Here is an 18,427-nt window from a genome sequence, read left to right on the forward strand (position 1 = left end):
AACCGAAAAGCATGTCATACACTTTCGATCAAGTCATCAATATGTAGTTGATTGTTAGACGATTTTTGAGGGCTACTATTTAGTAGCAAATGATACATCTAGCTTTGAGGAAAGTTTTATGGCGCTCACCAAGGCCGATTTGGCAGAAAACCTGTTTGAAAATCTTGGATACAGTAAACGGGATGCCAAGGAAACCGTGGAAGTGTTTTTCGAAGAAATTCGGAAATCACTTGAATGTGGCGAACAGGTAAAGCTGTCCGGGTTCGGTAATTTTGATCTGCGAGAGAAAAGCGAACGTCCTGGGCGTAATCCTAAAACCGGAGAAGATATCCCGATCTCTGCTCGCCGAGTTGTAACCTTTAGACCTGGCCAAAAATTAAAGGCTCGAGTGGAAGCTTTGAAAAAAGACGATATCTAATACTCGTTAGTCACTAGATAAAAAGAGGTCATTTGACCTCTTTTTTGATCGCTGAATAAAAGTTAGTAATGAATCTTAACCTTTTTACTTGCCTCAACTGCGGCGCATACTGCTTGTTGCGTGCTTTGATCTCTAGTTAAGATCACGCCAAGACGTCTGCGACCATCGATATCCGGTTTGCCGAACAGGCGAATTTGAGTGTTTGCTTTATTGACTGCTTCTTCAATTCCAGAATAGCTGAGATTATTTGAAGTGCCTTGGCCTAAGATAACAGCCGACGCTGATGGGCCAAACTGGTTGATTGAGTGTATTGGGTTGCCGGTAAAGGCTCGAACATGTAAAGCAAACTCGGACATCTCTTGAGAGATCATGGTTACCATACCGGTATCGTGCGGGCGAGGGGAGACTTCATTAAAGACAACCGTATCACCCTTAATAAATAGCTCTACACCGAAGATGCCATAGCCACCTAATGCATTCACAATCTCTTGTGCAACGTGCTGAGCGGATTCTAGTGCTTGTTCTGACATCTGCTGAGGCTGCCACGATTCGCGATAGTCACCGTCTTGTTGACGATGTCCAATTGGCGCACAGAAGTGTACCCCATCGACTGCGCGAACCGTTAATAGAGTGATTTCATAATCAAAGTCAATAAAGCCTTCCACGATCACGCGTCCTTCACCACTGCGTCCACCTGCTTGTGAATAGTCCCATGCGGTTAAGATGTCGTCTTGGGTGCGAATAACACTTTGCCCCTTGCCTGATGAGCTCATAATCGGTTTTACCACACATGGCATGCCGACCGCTTCAACCGCTTGCTGAAAGGCTTGTAAGCTGTCTGCAAACTGATAAGGAGAGGTGACAAGGTTAAGCTCTTCAGCGGCTAAACGGCGAATGCCTTCGCGGTTCATCGTCAGGCTGGTGGCGCGAGCATTGGGCACGATGGTCGTGCCGTTCGCTTCGAGCTCAAGCAGTGTATCGGTGGCAATCGCTTCAATTTCAGGCACGATATAGGTAGGCTGCTCTTGGTCAACAATCGCTTTTAACGCAGCGCCGTCTAGCATATCAAGTACATAACTGCGATGGGCAACTTGCATTGCTGGCGCGTTCTCGTAACGATCGCATGCGATAACTTCAATACCTTGACGTTGACACTCAATCGCAACTTCCTTACCAAGCTCACCAGAACCCAATAGTAAAACCTTAGTTGCACTCGTTGCAGTAGCCGTACCTAACATTTTCTAAATACCTTATTCTTGAAGAATTTTTGGCAAATGATACTCAAATTTTTATGTAACGCAAACGTTTGCTTCGGGTTTTTGGAAAAAAATAAACCCAGCCTTAAGCTGGGTTCATTATGCAGTGCATTTTTAGTCAATGGCGACGTATTGAATTGGGATATCAGGATTGATTGCTTCAATGGTTGATTGAGTATCGGCAAGGTGAGAAATAGAGCCTTGTTCCATCTCAGCTAACGCAATTTCTTGAATTTCGGTAAATTCTAATCCTGCCATTTGCATTTGAACTAGCGCGACTTGGAGTGGAGGCAGGCTTGGATTAAATGCTGCGTTCTCCGCATAGCTACCGCTAAATAGCTCGCCACTGGCTACGCGAATCGTTAAACCGCTGTGATTGTTGGTGTAGGGTGCGTGGCTCTTATTTAGTGCTATGACCGCATGGCGGATCAATTCATCTTCTTGGGAGAACTGATAGCCATGGTTAATAGGTGTCATTAGTGCAGTTTCAATGCCAAGATCTTGCGGGCCAAAAGATTCAGGAAGATAGGCTTGTAAAGACATCTCATCACGTTCTGGTAACTGTACTTGCAGAGTACGGGCTGTAGATAGCTCATTCATGAATTGACGGCAGTGTCCGCAAGGACTGAAGTTGATCGTAATATCCTGTACGCCAGTTTCCCCTTGCATCCATGCATGACTGATAGCCGATTGTTCAGCATGAACCGTTTGTCCAAGTTGAGCCCCAATAAATTCTAAGTTAGCGCCGAAATAGAAACTGCCTGAGTCTCCTTTGACGATAGCGCCAACATTAAAATTAGAGATAGGTGCAATGGAATAGGCGGCAGCAAAGGGTAGCAAGGTCACCTTGAGTTGTTGTTCATCAAGAGAGGAGGCTTGCTTTAGGGATTCAAATTGCGAAGGTGTTAAGATGCCCTTAAATGAATTGCCATCAAATACGCTTTTAAACGGCGCAACTAAACCTGCAGGTAGAGTGTTATAGATATGCTGAAATCGAGGGTTCATCAGGATTCCCTAGTTAGATAAACTTAGATATATCATAACCTATGGATATCTAACTAAGAACTGCTTTTGTGCTTTTGGTCTAGACGAACTGTTTACGGTCACATCACGGCTAAAATGATACCCATCACGGTTGGGGCAAGGATTGAGGTAATTACCCCGCACAGCACCAATGCCAAAGAGCTAAATACCGCATCTTTTTGGTTGTTCTCAAATGCGGTGGCGGTGCCTAGGGCATGGCTTACTGTCCCTAGGGTTAAGCCTTTAGCTATCGGGTGTTTTATGCCGAGCATTTGATAGATGGGATAGGCAAACAGCGCGCCGGTAAGGCCGGCCAATAATACTAAGATTGCGGCAATTGCCGGTTCGCCGCCAAGCTCCCCCGAAACCTGCATCGCAATTGCAGTAGTAACAGATTTACCCACGATACTGGCAAGTAGGGTTGAATTGGCACCAAGAAATGCAGCCAATAATCCTGCGCTAAACATTGACCCTAATGAGCCGACAACACAGGTGGTGAGCACCAGTTTCCATTTTGCTCTGATCTCATTGAGTTGCTCATACAGAGGATAAGCCAGCGCGACTACCGCAGGTTGCAACAACATCTGGATAGGATGGTTACCTGCAAAATAGGTCTCATAAGGGATTTTAAATAGCAACAAAAATGGTATCAGGATCAACATGCTGATTAACAGTGGATTTGCTAACGGATGGTGAAGACGAGCCGAAATGGTACGTGAGATGTAATAAGCAATAAGTGTTAGGGCTACCCAGATCATTTTTTGTTGTCTCCGAGTAGCTTATCCAAGGCAAGGGAGAGGGTACACAATACAAATAGGGTACCGCCAACCACGCTAACCACAATTGCTAATGCATTGTTTATAAGCAAGTGGAAGTGATTCATAAGTCCAACACTGGTTGGAATGAATAATATGATCATGTACTTAATCAGAAACGAGGCACTTGGTTGAACCCAATGAGGTTGCACAATACCACTGACCAAGCTCAAAAATAAAAGGATAAGGCCGATGACACTACCTGGGACCGAAAGTGAAAAATATTCTTGTATAAAGTTGCCCAAAAATAACGCCAAGCAAATAAGGGCGGCACTGGTTAAGTAATAAATGGCTTTATTGATCATAGATTAGGAGACTAGTTGTTGTACGTATTGATAAACCGCTTTTAGGACGCGCATCTTGCGTTCATCACTTTGATACTGTTCACCGAGGTGCTCTAAGTTTAGCATGTACTCAGGAAGCTCTTGCTCAAACTTGTCTCGACACAGAAGCAACCATTGTTTTTGTTCTTGATCGGTGAGTGTTTGAAAATAATGGCGAGCTCGATATTTAAACAGCAGTGGCTTAATACGGTCATCTTTGACCTGTAGATCCATAGAGCCTAAAGCCTGAGGATCGGCTTCACGTATAATCTGCATCTGCGCTTTGTCTGAGGGGTTGAAGAAACCATCATACAGCTGCTGGTCAACGTCACAACTTTTGGCAAACTCTCGAGCAGCGGAGAATACTTGATCCAATTTTTCTCTAATGTCGTCGCTGTGCTTGAGCTGTTCAAGCTTAGATAGGCAGTCAGCTTTGTCTATTTCTGTCCTTGTTATAGCGTCATCTGTCAGTACGCCAAGGGGAGCGAGAATAGGGCACTTGTTGAGATGCACCAGTTTAAGCGGAATAGGCACTTGGTCTGGAGCAAGATCAGCCCTTGGGGTATATAAGCGCGTTTTGATCTGTTGCGCATCTAAGTTTAACAGTGGGGAGATATCCTTGGTGAGATCCACACAAATAAGCGCTTTTTGCGGCGTCCACCCAATAGGAGCGACTATCGCGGTCTTGAGGTGATTCGACAGCATGCCTGACACATGTACTAGTGGTGTCATGTTGGCAATATCAACTAGGCTATTGAGTTTATTTTTTCCGCGATGCTGATAGAAGAAGTTAAATAGCCTTGGTTGAGCCTGTTTGACTTTTTTAGCAAGCTCTATGGTAGCGTAGACGTCGGCCATCGCATCGTGAGCATTACTGTGCTCTATGCCATTGGCGACGGAAAGGTGCTCAAGCTTGAAGCTGGTGTTTCCTTGCTCATTGGTTGGCCAGTTAATGCCCTCGGGGCGCAATGCGTGGCATGCACGCATGACATCTAGTAGATCCCAGCGTGAGTTGCCGTTTTTGTAGCTCCATTCATAGGGATCAAGGAAGTTACGGTAGCAGGTATAACGAGTTACTTCGTCATCGAAGCGAACGCTGTTATAGCCAAGGCTAGTGGTATTTTCTTGACTAAGCTGGGCATGGATGGCAGCAATAAATTCTGGTTCAGGTAGTCCCTCTTGTAGGGCTTTTTGAGGGGTGATACCGGTCACTAAAGCCGCTTCTGGATTAGGGAGATAATCCGACGGTGGTTGGCAGTAAATAACCAAGGGTTCGCCGATAACATTCAATTCAGAATCGGTACGAACCCCAGCAAATTGGCAAGGTCTGTCTTTAGCTGGGCTGACTCCCCATGTCTCATAATCGAAGAAGAAAAAAGTCGCTTGAGGAGCCTGCATAAAAACTATCCATAATTCAGAGTGTTGAGTGCACTCATGAGTATATCAACTGCCGGCCTTAGAGTCTCCCTTGAAGAGGGACTATCGTTACTTGTTCGCCCTCTTTTACGTTATCTACCCAAGGCGCGATTTCAATAATACAGTTCGCTTCACTCATGGAACGCAATATGCCGGAGCCTTGCTTACCGGTGGTTCTGACCAAAATTCGCCCTTGTTCATCTTGAGTGTACACACCACGGCTGAATTCAGTACGCCCCTGGCGTGAGCGCAATGGTTCGGTTGCGATAGCTGGCATTTTAACTGGCTGCCAGTTGACTTCACCTTGCATCTTTCTTAATGCGGGCTCAACAAAGTTTAGAAACGAAACCATAACCGCAACAGGATTTCCCGGAAGTCCAAAGAAAGGCTTATCGCTTATTTTACCAAAGGCCAACGGGCGTCCCGGTCGCATGTTGATACGCCAGAAATTAATCTCGCCTAGGGCTTCTAGTGCGTGTTTGACATAGTCCGCATCGCCCACTGAAACCCCACCAGAGGTTAAAATAACATCTGCTTCGATGGCCGCTTTAGACAGCGCACTTACAATGGTATCTTGATCATCTTCAAGGATGCCATAGTCCAAGATTTCACAATTTAGGTTTTGTAATAATCCCATCAGGCTGTATCGGTTTGAATCATAGATGGTGTTGGCTTTGAAAGCATCACCCGGTGATTGAACCTCATCGCCAGTCGAGAAAATAGCAACCTTGAGTTGACGTTTTACGTCAATATTGGCTAAACCGATTGAAGCCAGCATTCCCATTTCTGCTGATAGAATGCGAGTATTAGCCTCAAATACCAACTGCGATGCGGCGAGATCTTCACCCGCTTGGCGAACGTTTTGTCCAGCGCTGATTGATGCGCCACCAAAGCTTACGCGATCTCCGCTTTGTTCGGCTTGTTCACGCATGACCACTGTATCGCCGTTTTCAGGGGTTGGGGCGCCGGTCATTATTTTAACCGCTTGGCCTTTTTGCAGTGGTTTTTGATAGGCATAACCTGCCATGACTTGAGCGACAACCTGATAATCTTGGGCTTCAAGATCGTCACCGCGAATGGCATAGCCATCCATTGCCGAATTCGTGTAAGCCGGTACATTGATTGGTGAATGAACAGCATTAGCGAGTACGCGTTGATAGCATTTCTCGACCGCAAGAGATTCACTTAGGTTTTGTACATTAACTGCATCTAAGATCTTTTGTTGACCCTGCTCAACAGAGAACATGGCAGGAGATAGGATATCGCAACAAGACGCTGCTGGCGTAGTAGCGGCAGCTTGGTAATTATTAACGTAGTCGAGTACAAAGTCGGCGATTTGTTGCAGATTATTGATATCAAGCGTTGGTAACACAGTCTCAACCTGTTGGTCACTGGCAACTGCAATAATATTCGTGTCATGTGGATGCAACCAAGGCTTATCTATCGCTTCGCGGTGCAGCTCTATTTTAGGGAATGCAATATTTTTACAGCCTTCAACCAGAATGACATCCAAGGTATCATGCTCAAAGCGCGTTAATAGATACTCGAACTGGGCCTCTGCGTCAGGGGTTTCTGTCATCAATGCATAGCGATTTCTCGATGAAATTAGCATTTGAGATGCACCCGCTTTGCGCAGTCGAAAGCTGTCTTTGCCAGGCTTATCAACATCAAAATTGTGGTGAGCATGCTTTAGCATCCCGACACGTAGGCCAGCGTCAGTAAGCTTAGGGAGTAATGCTTCGAGAAGGGTTGTTTTACCGGTACCCGAGTAAGCGGCAAAGCCGAGCAGTGGAAGGCGTGTCTGGATCATGGGTTAAGGCGTCCAAATTGTTCTAGTTCTTGGGGTGTATTTAGATTAACAAAGCAGTTAGGTGAGTCTGAAAAATCGACATGTACTAGATTACACTCTTTGTACAATAAGACTATTTTTCGCTCTCCACGCTCTAAAAATGCATCCAGCTTTGGCAATACTCGTGTGTTGTACAAAGTGAAAACCGGTTGCAGATAATCACCGTCATGGGCGACCAATATATCGCTATCTTCGGTAATTGCTTGGTTAAAACGCTCAACTAAATCGTGATTTAGCATCGGGGTATCACAAGGAACAAACCCGACCCATTGGCTATCTGAATGCTGTAATGCGGCGTGAATTCCGCCTAGGGGGCCGGGAAAGTCACAGATTGAATCTGAAATAACCGGCGCAAAATTAGCATAGATATCTTGATTGCGATTGGCATTAATAGTGATGTTGGTCGTTTGTGCAGAAAGACGTTCGATAACGTGTTGAATCAAAGGTTTACCATTGAGTTCTATTAAACCTTTGTCGGTTCCACCCATGCGGCTTGCTCGACCACCGGCTAAGATAACCCAGCTAGTTGAGTTTGGTTGAGGCATATTCATTCTCGTAGGTTGTAGATGTCACTATTTGCAATAACGGAGACTCTACCAGAGTATTGTCTTTGATCCACCATTGCTTTTTACAAAGTGCCGTAAGTGCATTACTTTGATGGCTAGTGATAACTATGCTGGCGCCTTTGTTTAATAGGTCTTGAGCCAAGCTTACGATCTTGTCGATCGACTCTTGGTCAAGGGAGGCGCTAGGCTCATCCATCATTAAAATAGAAGGGTTTAGAATCCATGCCCTTACCATGGCAACGCGTTGTTTCTCGCCACCAGATAATACGGATATGTGCTCATCTGCAATGGTTTCTAATCCGACTAATCGTAATGCATTGATTACCTTAGCGCGTTTTTCTTGTGCGGGTAATGTTTGGAACTTTAAGCCATACGCGACATTTTGATAGACGCTACCATCAAACAGGTAAGGGTTCTGATGTAAATAGATAATATCTTTATGGCCACGTTGACGAAACAGTTTAGATAGTAGTCGAGGCTTATATGGAGACAGTTCTCCAGTAGACGGCTTGATTAATCCCGCCATAACCTTAAGCAGGGTGGTTTTACCAACCCCGTTATCCCCTTTAAGATAGATAGCGTCATTAGGGCCTATGGTTATTTCGGGGATGTGAAATAACACCTTATCTCTAAAGCGCATCGACAGTTGTTTTGCTGTTATTTTAATTGTCATAGCTGGCCTAATTTCTCAAGTAACCCTTGCCGCGCATACTAGTGAGTATGAAATTGAGTAATAATGCTAATGATAATAATACGATTCCAAGTGCCACCCCTTGAGCGAATGCGCCCTTACTGCTTTCCAGTGCAATAGCGGTAGGGATATTTCGGGTTACACCCAATATATTTCCCCCAACCATCATTGAACATCCCACCTCTGTTACGATGCGTGAAAACCCAGCAATCGTCGCCGCCATAAGAGGAAAGCGAGTTTCCCATATCATGGTGGCAATGATCCTCAAAGGAGAGACTCCGAGAGTGACCGCAGTTTCTAGAGCGCGGCGATCGCTGGATTGTAGCGCGCCATGCATCATAGATATAAGGATAGGAAAGCAAATTAATATTTGACCAAAAATCATCGCTTTTTGGGTAAATAGCATTTGCCAATCACCGAGTGGCCCTGAGCGTGACAGTACCATATACAGTAATAACCCGATGACTACGGTAGGAATTGCTTGCATCGTATTAATGATAGAAAGCAAGAACCATTTGCCTCGGAATTCGGTATATGCAAGCACAAATGACACCACCACCGAAGGCAATAGCACAATCGAAATCGCACTGATTGATACGCTACAAGATACCGCAACTATTTGCCACAATTCAGCATCAAAGTTGATAAGTAGTCGCAGGGCATCGGTGGTGGTTTGCCATAAATCCATATGTAATGAGTGTCCTTACTTGTCGGTGTTTACGTGCCAGTATTAATTGTCAGTGGTAATTGTAGTATCTGCGTTTGCTACAAATAACTGCTTGCCGTTTAATTTGAAATCATTAATCAGTTGTTGCCCTTTGGCTGCAACCAACCAATCACTAAATATTTTTGCATCTGCGGTGTTGAGGGTTGGAAAACGCTTAGGGTTAATCAAAATCACCTGATATGGATTGAATAGCTCGGGGTCATTCTGATAAACAATCTCAAGGTCAAGGCGCGCGAAGTATGCCAGCCAAGTACCTCGGTCACTAAGGGTATAACCTTGTAACTCTGAGGCCATGTTGAGGGTGGGGCCCATACCTTGCCCAACGGCCCTATATCCTGAAAATGTCGGTTCCACGCCAGTTTTAGCCCATAGGTTAAGCTCTTTTTTATTAGTCCCTGAATCATCCCCACGCGATACAAAAATAGATTTATGATTCGAAAGGCGCGTGAATGCATCTTCTATTGAGGTACTTTGATTCAATTGTGCAGGGTCATTCTTTGGTCCTACGACGACAAAGTCATTATACATTAGTTTTTTAGGAGAGATGCCGTAGCCCTTGTTGACGAAATCTGCTTCAGCTTTTGGGGCATGGGTCATTACTAAGTCTACGTCTCCGTTTTGGCCCATTCTTAAGGCCTTGCCGGTTCCGGCTGCGATAACATCAACCTTAATCCCGGTATCAGATTCAAATTTTGGTAGTAAATAGTCTAACAGCCCAGAGTGATAGGTGCTGGTGGTAGTGGCGAGTCGAATGCGGTGCGTGTCACTGGCATTCGCATTGATGGTGAACAGAGCCACCAGCAGTATGAGTAGTTTTTTCATTATGGAGTTCCTTTTATCACTCTATTTAGAATACCTAGTAAATGAGTGATGTGGTGTGAAGTAGGAATATGCGCTGGGAGAGTTGTAGCAATTTTAATGCCATTTTTTAAAGGCCAAGCGGTGAATTCGGCTAAATTCTAATGCTTCAGGCTGCTAAAAAGAGAGAGCTATTACTCAAAATCGAGATGGTAGCACTCTAAACATGTGTTTTTTATAATAAAAACTTGAAGTGAGACAAAATGTCGCACATCCACGCTTGGGTAATTATGTGCAATTGGTAAACTATTGCAAACCACAAAAATATGGATATCGAATGTCTGCTATTGCCTTACCTGCCAATCTATCTCAATACAAAGCGTTCTCTGTGCTGATAGTCGATGATGAGGTCGGCATTCAGGTAATGCTAAAAAAAGCATTAGGGAAATGGTTTGGTTTGGTCGATACCGCAAGTAGCGTTGAAGAAGCTGAGATTCTAAAGTCGGACAATTATTATGATTTGATGATTCTAGATATTAACCTGCCCGGTGAGTCTGGAGTGGAGTGGGTTACTCGCTACCCACAACAAGAAAGACCCAATGATGTTATTTTTATGACCGGATATGCAGATATACAAACAGCTATTTCGGCATTGCGACTGGGGGCGACGGATTTTATTCTCAAACCCTTTAGTCTTGAGCAGATGTTGGGAGCGGTGAGTCGCTGTCTTGACAAGCGATTGGGAGAACGCTGGCAAAGCGCCCTTAAACATGAAGTCGACCGGCATGTTGTTTCTGAAATTAAAGGGGCTAGCGTGCAAACCGCACAGCTGAAGAGTCTCATTAAGCAGTTTGCGCCATCTAAAGCCAGTATTTTGATTGAAGGTGAATCTGGCACTGGTAAAGAGTTAGTCGCTCGTGGCGTGCATCAACAAAGTGAGCGCAGCGGCCCCTTTGTACCTGTCAACTGTGGCGCGATAGCTCCAGAACTGCTAGAAAGTGAACTATTTGGTCATGCTTCTGGCGCTTTTACCGGCGCTAAAAAATCGAGGGAAGGCTTGTTTCGGGTTGCTAATGCAGGGACATTATTTTTAGATGAAATCGGTGAAATGCCGCTGTCGATGCAATCCTCATTGTTACGCGTACTAGAACAGCGCACAATCCGCCCAGTTGGTACCGAAAAAGAAATTCCAATCGATGTTCGAGTTGTAGCAGCAACCAATAGAGACCTAGAACACGAGGTCAAGCAAGGGCGCTTTCGTGCCGATCTGTTTTATCGCTTGAATGTGCTGCGAATTGATGTTCAGCCGTTGCGTGAGCGCAAACGAGATATCAATGAGCTAGTGCCTTTTTTCACCCAGCTTTTAGCCAAAGAGTTGTCTGTTGATGAGCCTCGCTGGACACATCAAGAGGTCAATCATATGCATCAGTATGATTGGCCGGGGAACATTCGAGAGCTGAAAAACTGTATTGAGCGGGCGATATTGCTTAAGCAATCTCCAGCCGAGCAGTTGCCAACGCAAGTATGTAGTATGACTCTAAATCAAGTGGCGAATAGCGATGAAGCTGCTGAGGGTTACCCTTTACAGTGGGAACTTAGAGATGTAGAAAAAGCCCATATTATGGCGGTGGTTGAGCATCATAATGGCAACAAATCAGCTGCGTCTAGGGCATTAGGTGTGGCGAGAAAAACCCTGGAGCGTAAGTATAAAGAGTGGGCTTGTGAGCAACCATGTCCTTGAAAATAATAACTAAATGGCGTCGTCGCTTTCAAACTATGGTGCGCTATCGTCTGATGTTTCTGACCTCAGCGCCGATCATTCTCACCTTGATTGCGCTGGTGGCGATCACCGCCTATTGGTCGGTCCATTACACATGGCAAAATGCACTGTATGACGTATCTGAGCGCCTGTATCAAGCGAATACGACTCTAGAGCATAAACAGCAAATCCAACAGCTGAGAGTGCAGGGCTTGGCTGACTCTAAGGCGATACAAAATATGGTGTCTCAGCACCATTTATCATCATGGCTAGACCAGCAGTCGATATCGCTAGGCGTTGATCTGTTGCGTTTTGAGCACAATTCTAACCTCAAAGGTATAGGCACATTCCTTGAAGTATTGCCTGCAGAGCAGCTGACGAAATCGCTGGCATTAGAATCGGCAGTTCCCCTTTTAGGTAGTGATAAAGTCGAGTCGCAAGTGCTAGCCTTAGTATCACGAGTTCAGGTGCTAGATGATGCCTATAAGGTCATTGGCGTGCTAGTGGCTATCAAAGTCATTAATAACGATGACGCACTAGTTGATCAATTACGTGAGCAAATATACCCACGGATAGAAGGCCTACCTGCGGTGCCTGGAACGGTGACGATTTTTTTAGGGGATCTTCGTATTAGTAGTAATGTTCCTGCTAATGAATATCCAGCTATTGGTAGCTATGTGTCGCAGAAGGTTAAGCAGCATGTATTAATCAATGGTGAGGTATGGTCGAACTTGGCGTCCGTCAATGATACCTGGTATATCAGCGCCTATATGCCGTTAATCAATGCCAGTGGTAACAAGATTGGTATGCTGTATACCGGCTATCGAATGAAGCCTTTTCTCGCAGCTTATTTATCTAATATTGTTGATATTATTCTAGTGACACTGGCGGTGTTATTGCTATCGGGGGTTGCGGTATATCGAGGTGCGAGGGATCTGTTTACCCCTTTTGAACGAATTCATCGCGTAGTGCGTTTGGTGCAGTTTGGTAAACCAACCCGTATTGGAGACCTTGGGCTAAATGAAAACCATGAGCTGACTCAGCTCGCGCGCCAGTTTGACAGTATGCTGGATAGCCTAGATGCAAGTCATAGCGATCTGCAACGAGCGGCTAATGAACTCGAAGATAAAGTGGCGAGTCGAACTCAAAGTTTGCATGAGCGCTCTCACCAACTTCAGTTACATATCGAGCTGTTAAACAAAACCAGAGATCGCCTAGTTGTTAGTGAGAAACTGGCTGCATTAGGCGAGCTTACTGCAGGCATTGCCCATGAGATCAATAACCCAGTCGCGGTAATTTTGGGGAATATCGAATTGATCAAGCTTGAGTTAAGTATGAGTGATGGTGGAGATATTGACGTAGACGATGAAGTTTCGACCATTATCGCGCAGATAGACCGAATTCGAAATATTACATATAGCCTACTGCAATACAGCCGCCACGGTGGTATCCAAGACCAAGTAACATGGCAGTATGTAAACCCGATTGTTGAAGAGTCACTGGTATTGGTAAAAACCGGGAATAACAAAAAAGGGGTACAATACATCACAGACCTAAAGGCTCGCGCTTCAGTAGAGATAAATCGCAACCAGTTACTACAGGTATTAGTCAATCTACAAATGAATGCCGCGCATGCCATGGATAATAAAGGGACCTTGACGATTACTAGTGAGGAGTGGATAGAGAATGGTGCTGTGCTTGGGGCTAAGATATCTATAGCGGATCAAGGTTGTGGTATAGCGGCAAAGCATCTATCACGAATCTTTGACCCGTTTTATACGACTAAGAAACAGGGGACAGGGCTTGGATTATCGCTTTCTCAGAGTTTGTTACATCAAATTGGTGGCGAGTTACTGGTTGAATCTGAGTTGGGGGTTGGGAGCACGTTTACTATCGTACTCCCACACCGGGCACCAACACAGTTGCAGGTTGCTAATCTTTAGTATGTCCTTTGACATCAAAAGATATCTTATCTGCGCCACTAAAGACTTGAAAGCGTAAACCTTTAGCTCGTGCAATGGTGGTAATTCCAAATTGTGTCGCAAGGTCTAAACCCATCTGTGTTACACCGGAACGTGATAGCAATACTGGAATCCCCATTTGTGCCACTTTTATCACCATCTCTGAGGTCAATCTGCCAGTGGTGTAGAATATTTTGTCCTCGCCCGTTTGGTGATTCAACCACAGCTCTCCGGCTAGGGTATCTACCGCATTGTGTCGTCCTACATCCTCTACAAAAGAGAGTACTTGGTTGGATTTGCACACTGCGCACCCATGAACCGCACCCGCTTTTTTGTAGGTATCATTAAAGTGGGTTAGAGCCTCTAAAGTGGCATAAATCTGAGATTGCTTGAGTGGCACTTGAGGAACTTGATAGCCATCAAGTTGTTTCATTACGTTGCCATACATGGTCCCTTGACCACATCCTGAGGTAACGGTTTTCTTCTTTAATGCTCCCTCGATATGGTCGACGTTTTCTGTGGTAATCACGGCTGCAGTATTGGTTTCCCAGTCGATAATCAAGGATTCAATGGCGTTAGGATCAGAGATGAAACCTTGATTTTTTAGATAGCCCAATACTAATGATTCAGGACGAGAGCCCAAGGTCATTAGGGTGACCACTTCTCGCCAGTTTAACATTACCGTCAATGGACGTTCACAGGCGATCTGCTTTTCAAGTTTTTCCCCATACTCGTCAAATACTTCAACCGCAATGGTTTGCATTGGGTTTTCACTGGTTTTAATAATGCTAGGTTGAGTCACGGTTCCGCCTTATCGATTTTGTTTACCGCTAAAGTAAACCAAATCTGACCGCACAAATCTCGCGTATAAGCACTAAACTTAGAGTTGGCGCGTTAATTGCAGTGTTTTTGTCATTGTTTGCAGTGAGTTGGGCGTAGCGATGAGTGGCTGTTGTATTTATCGCTCGATGAACTCATTAAATTGCAATCCGACACTGCTACGTTGCAAAGAGGTATATATTCCATTGAATAGTAAGTTATTAAAAAATGAATCCTATTGGGCGCTCAGTGTTGATCTAGAACTGTGCCCCGTTAAGGATAATCGTTGGGGGTTATCCCAGTGGCAACTTAATGGTTTTGATTTACACCCAGAGGCTGAATCCGCTTTCGTTATGGGGTTGGAGCTGTATAAAGATGAGCGCACCGAATATCGCTTTAACCTCAGTTCACACCAACCTAAGCTATTTGTGGTGTTAGATATTCTGCAGAGCCTAGAGTCCCCTAATTTGGTTGCTATTACCGCCTCACAAAGTACCGCCGCGCAGTTTATGGATGGTGACTACGTAGTGCTATCCGCTGAGATTCCAGTAGCGGTTCAGGCTTGGATGGAAGCATTTATCGGCCGTCATGGTGAGTTACTGGAACAGCGCCGTAAAAAGCGTAAGGGAGCGGGGCGTTCAAGTGGCCAGTGAATTTTTAAGTCGATGGTCTAAGAGAAAGTTGCAGCCAACGGATACTGCTGAGCATGAGCATGAAAAAGATATTGAACAGGTCCTAGAACCGTCGCCTCACATCCAATCGGAGCAGATAGAACAACCGAGCATGCCGCGTGAGGAGTCTGACAATCTGGATGAAGAGTCGCCACAAAGTGAGCTGAGCGTGGCGCAATTACTGGCGACAGGGGCGGCCGCTTCGGTAAAAAAAGCGGCTTTACGTAAGCTGTTTTTGAGTGGCGAGTTCAGTGCTGTCGATAACTTAAATGATTATGACTTGGATTACTCATCGGTCGACAAACTCAGTATAGACGTGGCACAAAAGCTAAGAGAGTGGGTCAATGATGTCGAGCAAGAGCCTGATCCAGAACCTGAAAGTGATATGGATTCTGAGACTGCACCACAGCAGCAAGATTGCGATCCAACGGCATCTACGCTACAGCAGTCAGAACAGGTTACGGATGAGGAGTTAGATTTGGCCCAAGGCAGTGAGACAAAATAACCCATAAAAAAAGAAGGGACAATTTGTCTCAGTTGCTATGTTTAGTAGTGGGACAATTTGTCCTGCTTTACTTATATGCCTACATGCTGGCTACTTAACTGTAGCCGTAGCCTATAATTTAGCGGCATATACAAAGTTGGAACAGTAATTGCTTGTATAACTGGATAAGCTTTTCATCGCGCTGAGTTGCGTGTTGAAACTGTGTGGTTTTACAACCTGAAGTGATATTGATGTCACTAACTGGATAAAATAAATGCTGATACAACAATTAAAACAAGCAGATACCGCAAATGGTCACGCTCGGCTATACGCTGTTGAGAATACCGTAGAGTTGACAAACCTTATCCCACCGACGGTTTCATACGAAAGTTTGGGCAATATCCTGATTATTGGCCCCACCTCGATTATTGTCTCTTTAGTAGAGCAGTTGACAGAGATGACGACCGTTACCTTGCTTTCAACCGATGGTGAGCAGTCACAGCTTCATTCTCTTTACTTTACCAATAAAATTGCAATCTCAGGCTTCTTAGGTCGCTTTCAAGTCCTGACTCAAAACCAACAACAGACGACTGACCTTGCACAAGCCGCTATCAACCAAACCCATTTTGATATCATATTAGATATGACGTTAGACGGGTGTATGCGTGAGGAGGTACCAGTTCCTGGCTATTATCCTGTGGGACGTGGTTATCCTAAATTGGCTGATGCGTTACAAGAGATCCCGAGCCTAAAAGGAACCTTTGATAAGCCCAAGTTCTTTCGCTTAAACAATGATATCTGTGCACACAGCTCCAGAGGCATGAAAGGGTGCGAGCGCTGTGTGGATGCGTGTCCTGCTGGTGCATTGGAAAGTATTGGTAGCGATAAAACAGGATATAAAATAGAGATAAACCCGTATCTTTGTCAGGGGGTTGGCACATGTGCTACAGCCTGTCCAACCGAGGCTATCCATTATGCCTTACCCACACCGCAAGAAACGCAAAAATTCATTGAGCGAACGTTAGCTAACTACTTCAAAGCTGGTGGGGTTGAGCCCGTTATTCTGATTTGTAGTAAATCCCATGCGATGTATAACACGATGGCACTTAACGCATTACCTGATAACGTCATTCCTATCGAGGTCGAGGATTTACCTTCTATAGGGATAGATACTTGGTTTGCCGCGTTAGTAAATGGCGCGTGTCAGGTGTTGTTTGCCGCAAGCCAGCGCATGCCAGAGACCATTATTCGAGTTCTTACTGCTGAGGTTGCACAAGCTCAACAGCTATTAGGCCAACTTAAACTCAATCAAAACACCATTGATATCTTATATCTTGAAAGCCTAAGACAAGGTGCGCCGTCGCTTCTTAATCAGGATCTAGGTATCAGACAAGGCGAGCTTTCAGGAAGCAAGCGTGAACGGCTATATGCAGCGTTGGATGCAATGGCACAACGTTACCCAGTAGAGCAGGCGGTTACAGCTTTACCTGAGGGTGCACCATTTGGACAAGTCACTTGTGCCAGTGATAAGTGTACATTGTGTATGAGTTGTGTGGCGGTATGTCCGACTCGCGCACTGCACCATGAAGGGGATACCCCAAGCCTTAGCTTCATTGAGCAAGATTGCGTGCAGTGTGGTATGTGTGAAAAAGCGTGCCCAGAAAGTGCCTTGACCCTTCAAGCTCAGTTCAATTGGGATAAACAATCTCGACAATCAGCACTCACCTTACATGAAGAAAAGCCAGCTTTGTGTTTGCGTTGTAATAAGCCATTTGCGCCTCAATCAATGGTCAATATGCTGCAAGATAAGTTACGTGGTCACTCTCACTTTTCAGATGAAATGTCGCTACGCAGAATCGCAATGTGTGAAGATTGCCGCGTTATCGACATGTTTGAATCTATGTCTGACGACCCAACTGAGCAACTTAAATATTAGAGGTATCCCCTTGGACGAACAAATAACTTTACGCAGAGATATCTATTTAATGCTTGCTAACTTCTATCGTGGTGCGCCCACCCCAGAAGTTTTAAATTTTCTGGCAACCCTTGAAATTGAGCCGGAAAACAGTGCAATGAATTCGGCATGGAAAGCGCTAAGTCATGCCGCATTAGCGACTAAAAGCGACGCTTTACAAGATGAATATCAGCAATTATTTATCGGTATTGGTCGTGGTGAGGTGGTGCCATTTGGCTCTTGGCATCAGACAGGGTCTTTAATGGAAAAGCCACTAGCACTAGTGCGCCATGACCTGCAGCGATTAGGATTTGAGCGCGAAGAGCAAGTGAAAGAACCTGAAGACCATATCTCAGCCTTATGTGAGGTTATGGCGTATCTGTTGGAAGACCATACAGACGAAGCGCAGGGCTTTTTTAATCATCATATTGCGCCGTGGTTTAGCAAGCTCAATACACAAACAATACAAGCCAATGCCACTGATTTTTATGGTCATGTTTCTAGGTTGATGGTGACATTTTTCGACATAGAGCAGGTGCGATTTAGTGAGGTGCACATGACCAATTTAAGCCTAAATACAATTAACGTGAAGAATGTTACCGGTTAACCCACCAGTAACCGAATAATAAACACGAGCAGGTACGTGAACGTGCCGCAAGGTAAAGGAAGCTGACATGAAAGATAGGAAAAATATCGATACGAAGCGCTGGGAGCCCAGCCGCCGTGAGTTACTTAAAGGCATGACCACCGCAGTAGTCGCTGGAGGAATAGTCGCGGGTACAGCCGGTGCTGCCCATGCATCATCGACACAAGCACCTTCTGTAAAGAGTGATGAAAATGAGGGCTATCAAGAAACCCAACATATTCGTGATTACTACGATACGTTATAAGGAGCTG

General features: G+C 45.1%; 19 protein-coding genes. 8 read left to right on the forward strand and 11 right to left on the reverse strand.

Going from position 1 to position 18,427, the window contains the following annotated elements:
* Positions 1-118: 118 nt before the first annotated feature.
* Complete coding sequence (gene ihfA / locus OCU28_RS05275) at positions 119-418, forward strand: integration host factor subunit alpha (protein ID WP_261817284.1); 300 nt, start codon at positions 119-121, stop codon at positions 416-418.
* A gap of 62 nt (positions 419-480) precedes the next feature.
* On the opposite strand, the gene purT is transcribed toward ihfA, so the two are convergent.
* From purT to OCU28_RS05325, 10 genes are all read right to left on the reverse strand, one after another.
* A complete protein-coding gene (purT, locus tag OCU28_RS05280; RefSeq protein ID WP_261817285.1) occupies positions 481-1,656 on the reverse strand; it encodes a formate-dependent phosphoribosylglycinamide formyltransferase in 1,176 nt (391 codons plus the stop codon).
* 132 nt (positions 1,657-1,788) lie between these two features.
* Positions 1,789-2,679, reverse strand: a complete 891-nt coding sequence (gene cdd, locus OCU28_RS05285; RefSeq protein WP_261817286.1) for a cytidine deaminase — start codon at positions 2,677-2,679, stop codon at positions 1,789-1,791.
* A 98-nt stretch (positions 2,680-2,777) separates the two neighbouring features.
* On the reverse strand, positions 2,778-3,452 hold the full coding sequence (locus tag OCU28_RS05290) for a CidB/LrgB family autolysis modulator (protein WP_261817435.1): 675 nt from the start codon (positions 3,450-3,452) through the stop codon (positions 2,778-2,780).
* Positions 3,452-3,817, reverse strand: coding sequence for a CidA/LrgA family protein (locus OCU28_RS05295; protein WP_261817287.1), 366 nt, complete (start codon positions 3,815-3,817; stop codon positions 3,452-3,454). The genes OCU28_RS05290 and OCU28_RS05295 overlap by 1 nt, the downstream gene beginning before the upstream one ends.
* Before the next feature lie 3 nt (positions 3,818-3,820).
* Complete coding sequence (gene sbcB / locus OCU28_RS05300; protein WP_261817288.1) at positions 3,821-5,233, reverse strand: exodeoxyribonuclease I; 1,413 nt, start codon at positions 5,231-5,233, stop codon at positions 3,821-3,823.
* Between the two features lie 58 nt (positions 5,234-5,291).
* Entirely contained in the window at positions 5,292-7,061 is a 1,770-nt protein-coding gene (locus tag OCU28_RS05305; protein WP_261817289.1) for a bifunctional molybdopterin-guanine dinucleotide biosynthesis adaptor protein MobB/molybdopterin molybdotransferase MoeA, read from the reverse strand.
* Positions 7,058-7,645 (reverse strand): molybdenum cofactor guanylyltransferase MobA, encoded by a 588-nt coding sequence (mobA, locus tag OCU28_RS05310; protein WP_261817290.1) that lies wholly within the window; start codon positions 7,643-7,645, stop codon positions 7,058-7,060. The genes OCU28_RS05305 and mobA overlap by 4 nt, the downstream gene beginning before the upstream one ends.
* On the reverse strand, positions 7,623-8,339 hold the full coding sequence (locus OCU28_RS05315; protein ID WP_261817291.1) for an energy-coupling factor ABC transporter ATP-binding protein: 717 nt from the start codon (positions 8,337-8,339) through the stop codon (positions 7,623-7,625). The genes mobA and OCU28_RS05315 overlap by 23 nt, the downstream gene beginning before the upstream one ends.
* A 7-nt stretch (positions 8,340-8,346) precedes the next feature.
* A complete protein-coding gene (locus OCU28_RS05320; RefSeq protein WP_261817292.1) occupies positions 8,347-9,045 on the reverse strand; it encodes an ABC transporter permease in 699 nt (232 codons plus the stop codon).
* A gap of 42 nt (positions 9,046-9,087) precedes the next feature.
* A complete protein-coding gene (locus OCU28_RS05325; RefSeq protein WP_261817293.1) occupies positions 9,088-9,906 on the reverse strand; it encodes a substrate-binding domain-containing protein in 819 nt (272 codons plus the stop codon).
* Between the two features lie 313 nt (positions 9,907-10,219).
* On the opposite strand from OCU28_RS05325, the gene OCU28_RS05330 reads away from it, so the two are divergent.
* Both OCU28_RS05330 and OCU28_RS05335 read left to right on the forward strand, forming a co-directional pair.
* Positions 10,220-11,623 (forward strand): sigma-54-dependent transcriptional regulator, encoded by a 1,404-nt coding sequence (locus OCU28_RS05330; RefSeq protein WP_261817294.1) that lies wholly within the window; start codon positions 10,220-10,222, stop codon positions 11,621-11,623.
* Positions 11,614-13,584: a sensor histidine kinase gene (locus OCU28_RS05335; RefSeq protein WP_261817295.1), complete on the forward strand. Its 1,971-nt coding sequence runs from the start codon at positions 11,614-11,616 to the stop codon at positions 13,582-13,584. Before OCU28_RS05330 ends, OCU28_RS05335 begins: the two co-directional genes overlap by 10 nt.
* Here OCU28_RS05335 and OCU28_RS05340 read toward each other — a convergent pair.
* The gene (locus tag OCU28_RS05340) at positions 13,574-14,404 is read right to left on the reverse strand and encodes a formate dehydrogenase accessory sulfurtransferase FdhD (protein WP_261817296.1); all 831 of its coding nucleotides are present in this window, start codon (positions 14,402-14,404) and stop codon (positions 13,574-13,576) included. The genes OCU28_RS05335 and OCU28_RS05340 overlap by 11 nt on opposite strands.
* Positions 14,405-14,570: 166 nt before the next feature.
* On the opposite strand from OCU28_RS05340, the gene OCU28_RS05345 reads away from it, so the two are divergent.
* The 5 genes from OCU28_RS05345 (at position 14,571) to OCU28_RS05365 (ending at position 18,420) form a co-directional block, all read left to right on the forward strand.
* Positions 14,571-15,074: a DUF3305 domain-containing protein gene (locus tag OCU28_RS05345; protein WP_261817297.1), complete on the forward strand. Its 504-nt coding sequence runs from the start codon at positions 14,571-14,573 to the stop codon at positions 15,072-15,074.
* A complete protein-coding gene (locus tag OCU28_RS05350) occupies positions 15,064-15,597 on the forward strand; it encodes a DUF3306 domain-containing protein (RefSeq protein WP_261817298.1) in 534 nt (177 codons plus the stop codon). The genes OCU28_RS05345 and OCU28_RS05350 overlap by 11 nt, the downstream gene beginning before the upstream one ends.
* Positions 15,598-15,850: 253 nt before the next feature.
* A complete protein-coding gene (locus OCU28_RS05355; RefSeq protein WP_261817299.1) occupies positions 15,851-17,512 on the forward strand; it encodes a 4Fe-4S binding protein in 1,662 nt (553 codons plus the stop codon).
* Between the two features lie 49 nt (positions 17,513-17,561).
* Positions 17,562-18,137 carry a TorD/DmsD family molecular chaperone gene (locus OCU28_RS05360; RefSeq protein WP_261817436.1) on the forward strand — a complete coding sequence of 192 codons (576 nt, stop codon included), beginning with the start codon at positions 17,562-17,564 and terminating at the stop codon, positions 18,135-18,137.
* 67 nt (positions 18,138-18,204) lie between these two features.
* Complete coding sequence (locus tag OCU28_RS05365) at positions 18,205-18,420, forward strand: twin-arginine translocation signal domain-containing protein (RefSeq protein WP_261817300.1); 216 nt, start codon at positions 18,205-18,207, stop codon at positions 18,418-18,420.
* The last annotated feature ends 7 nt before the right edge of the window (positions 18,421-18,427 follow it).

This window comes from Vibrio gallicus (genome assembly GCF_024346875.1).
GTDB classification, from domain to species: Bacteria; Pseudomonadota; Gammaproteobacteria; order Enterobacterales; family Vibrionaceae; genus Vibrio; species Vibrio gallicus.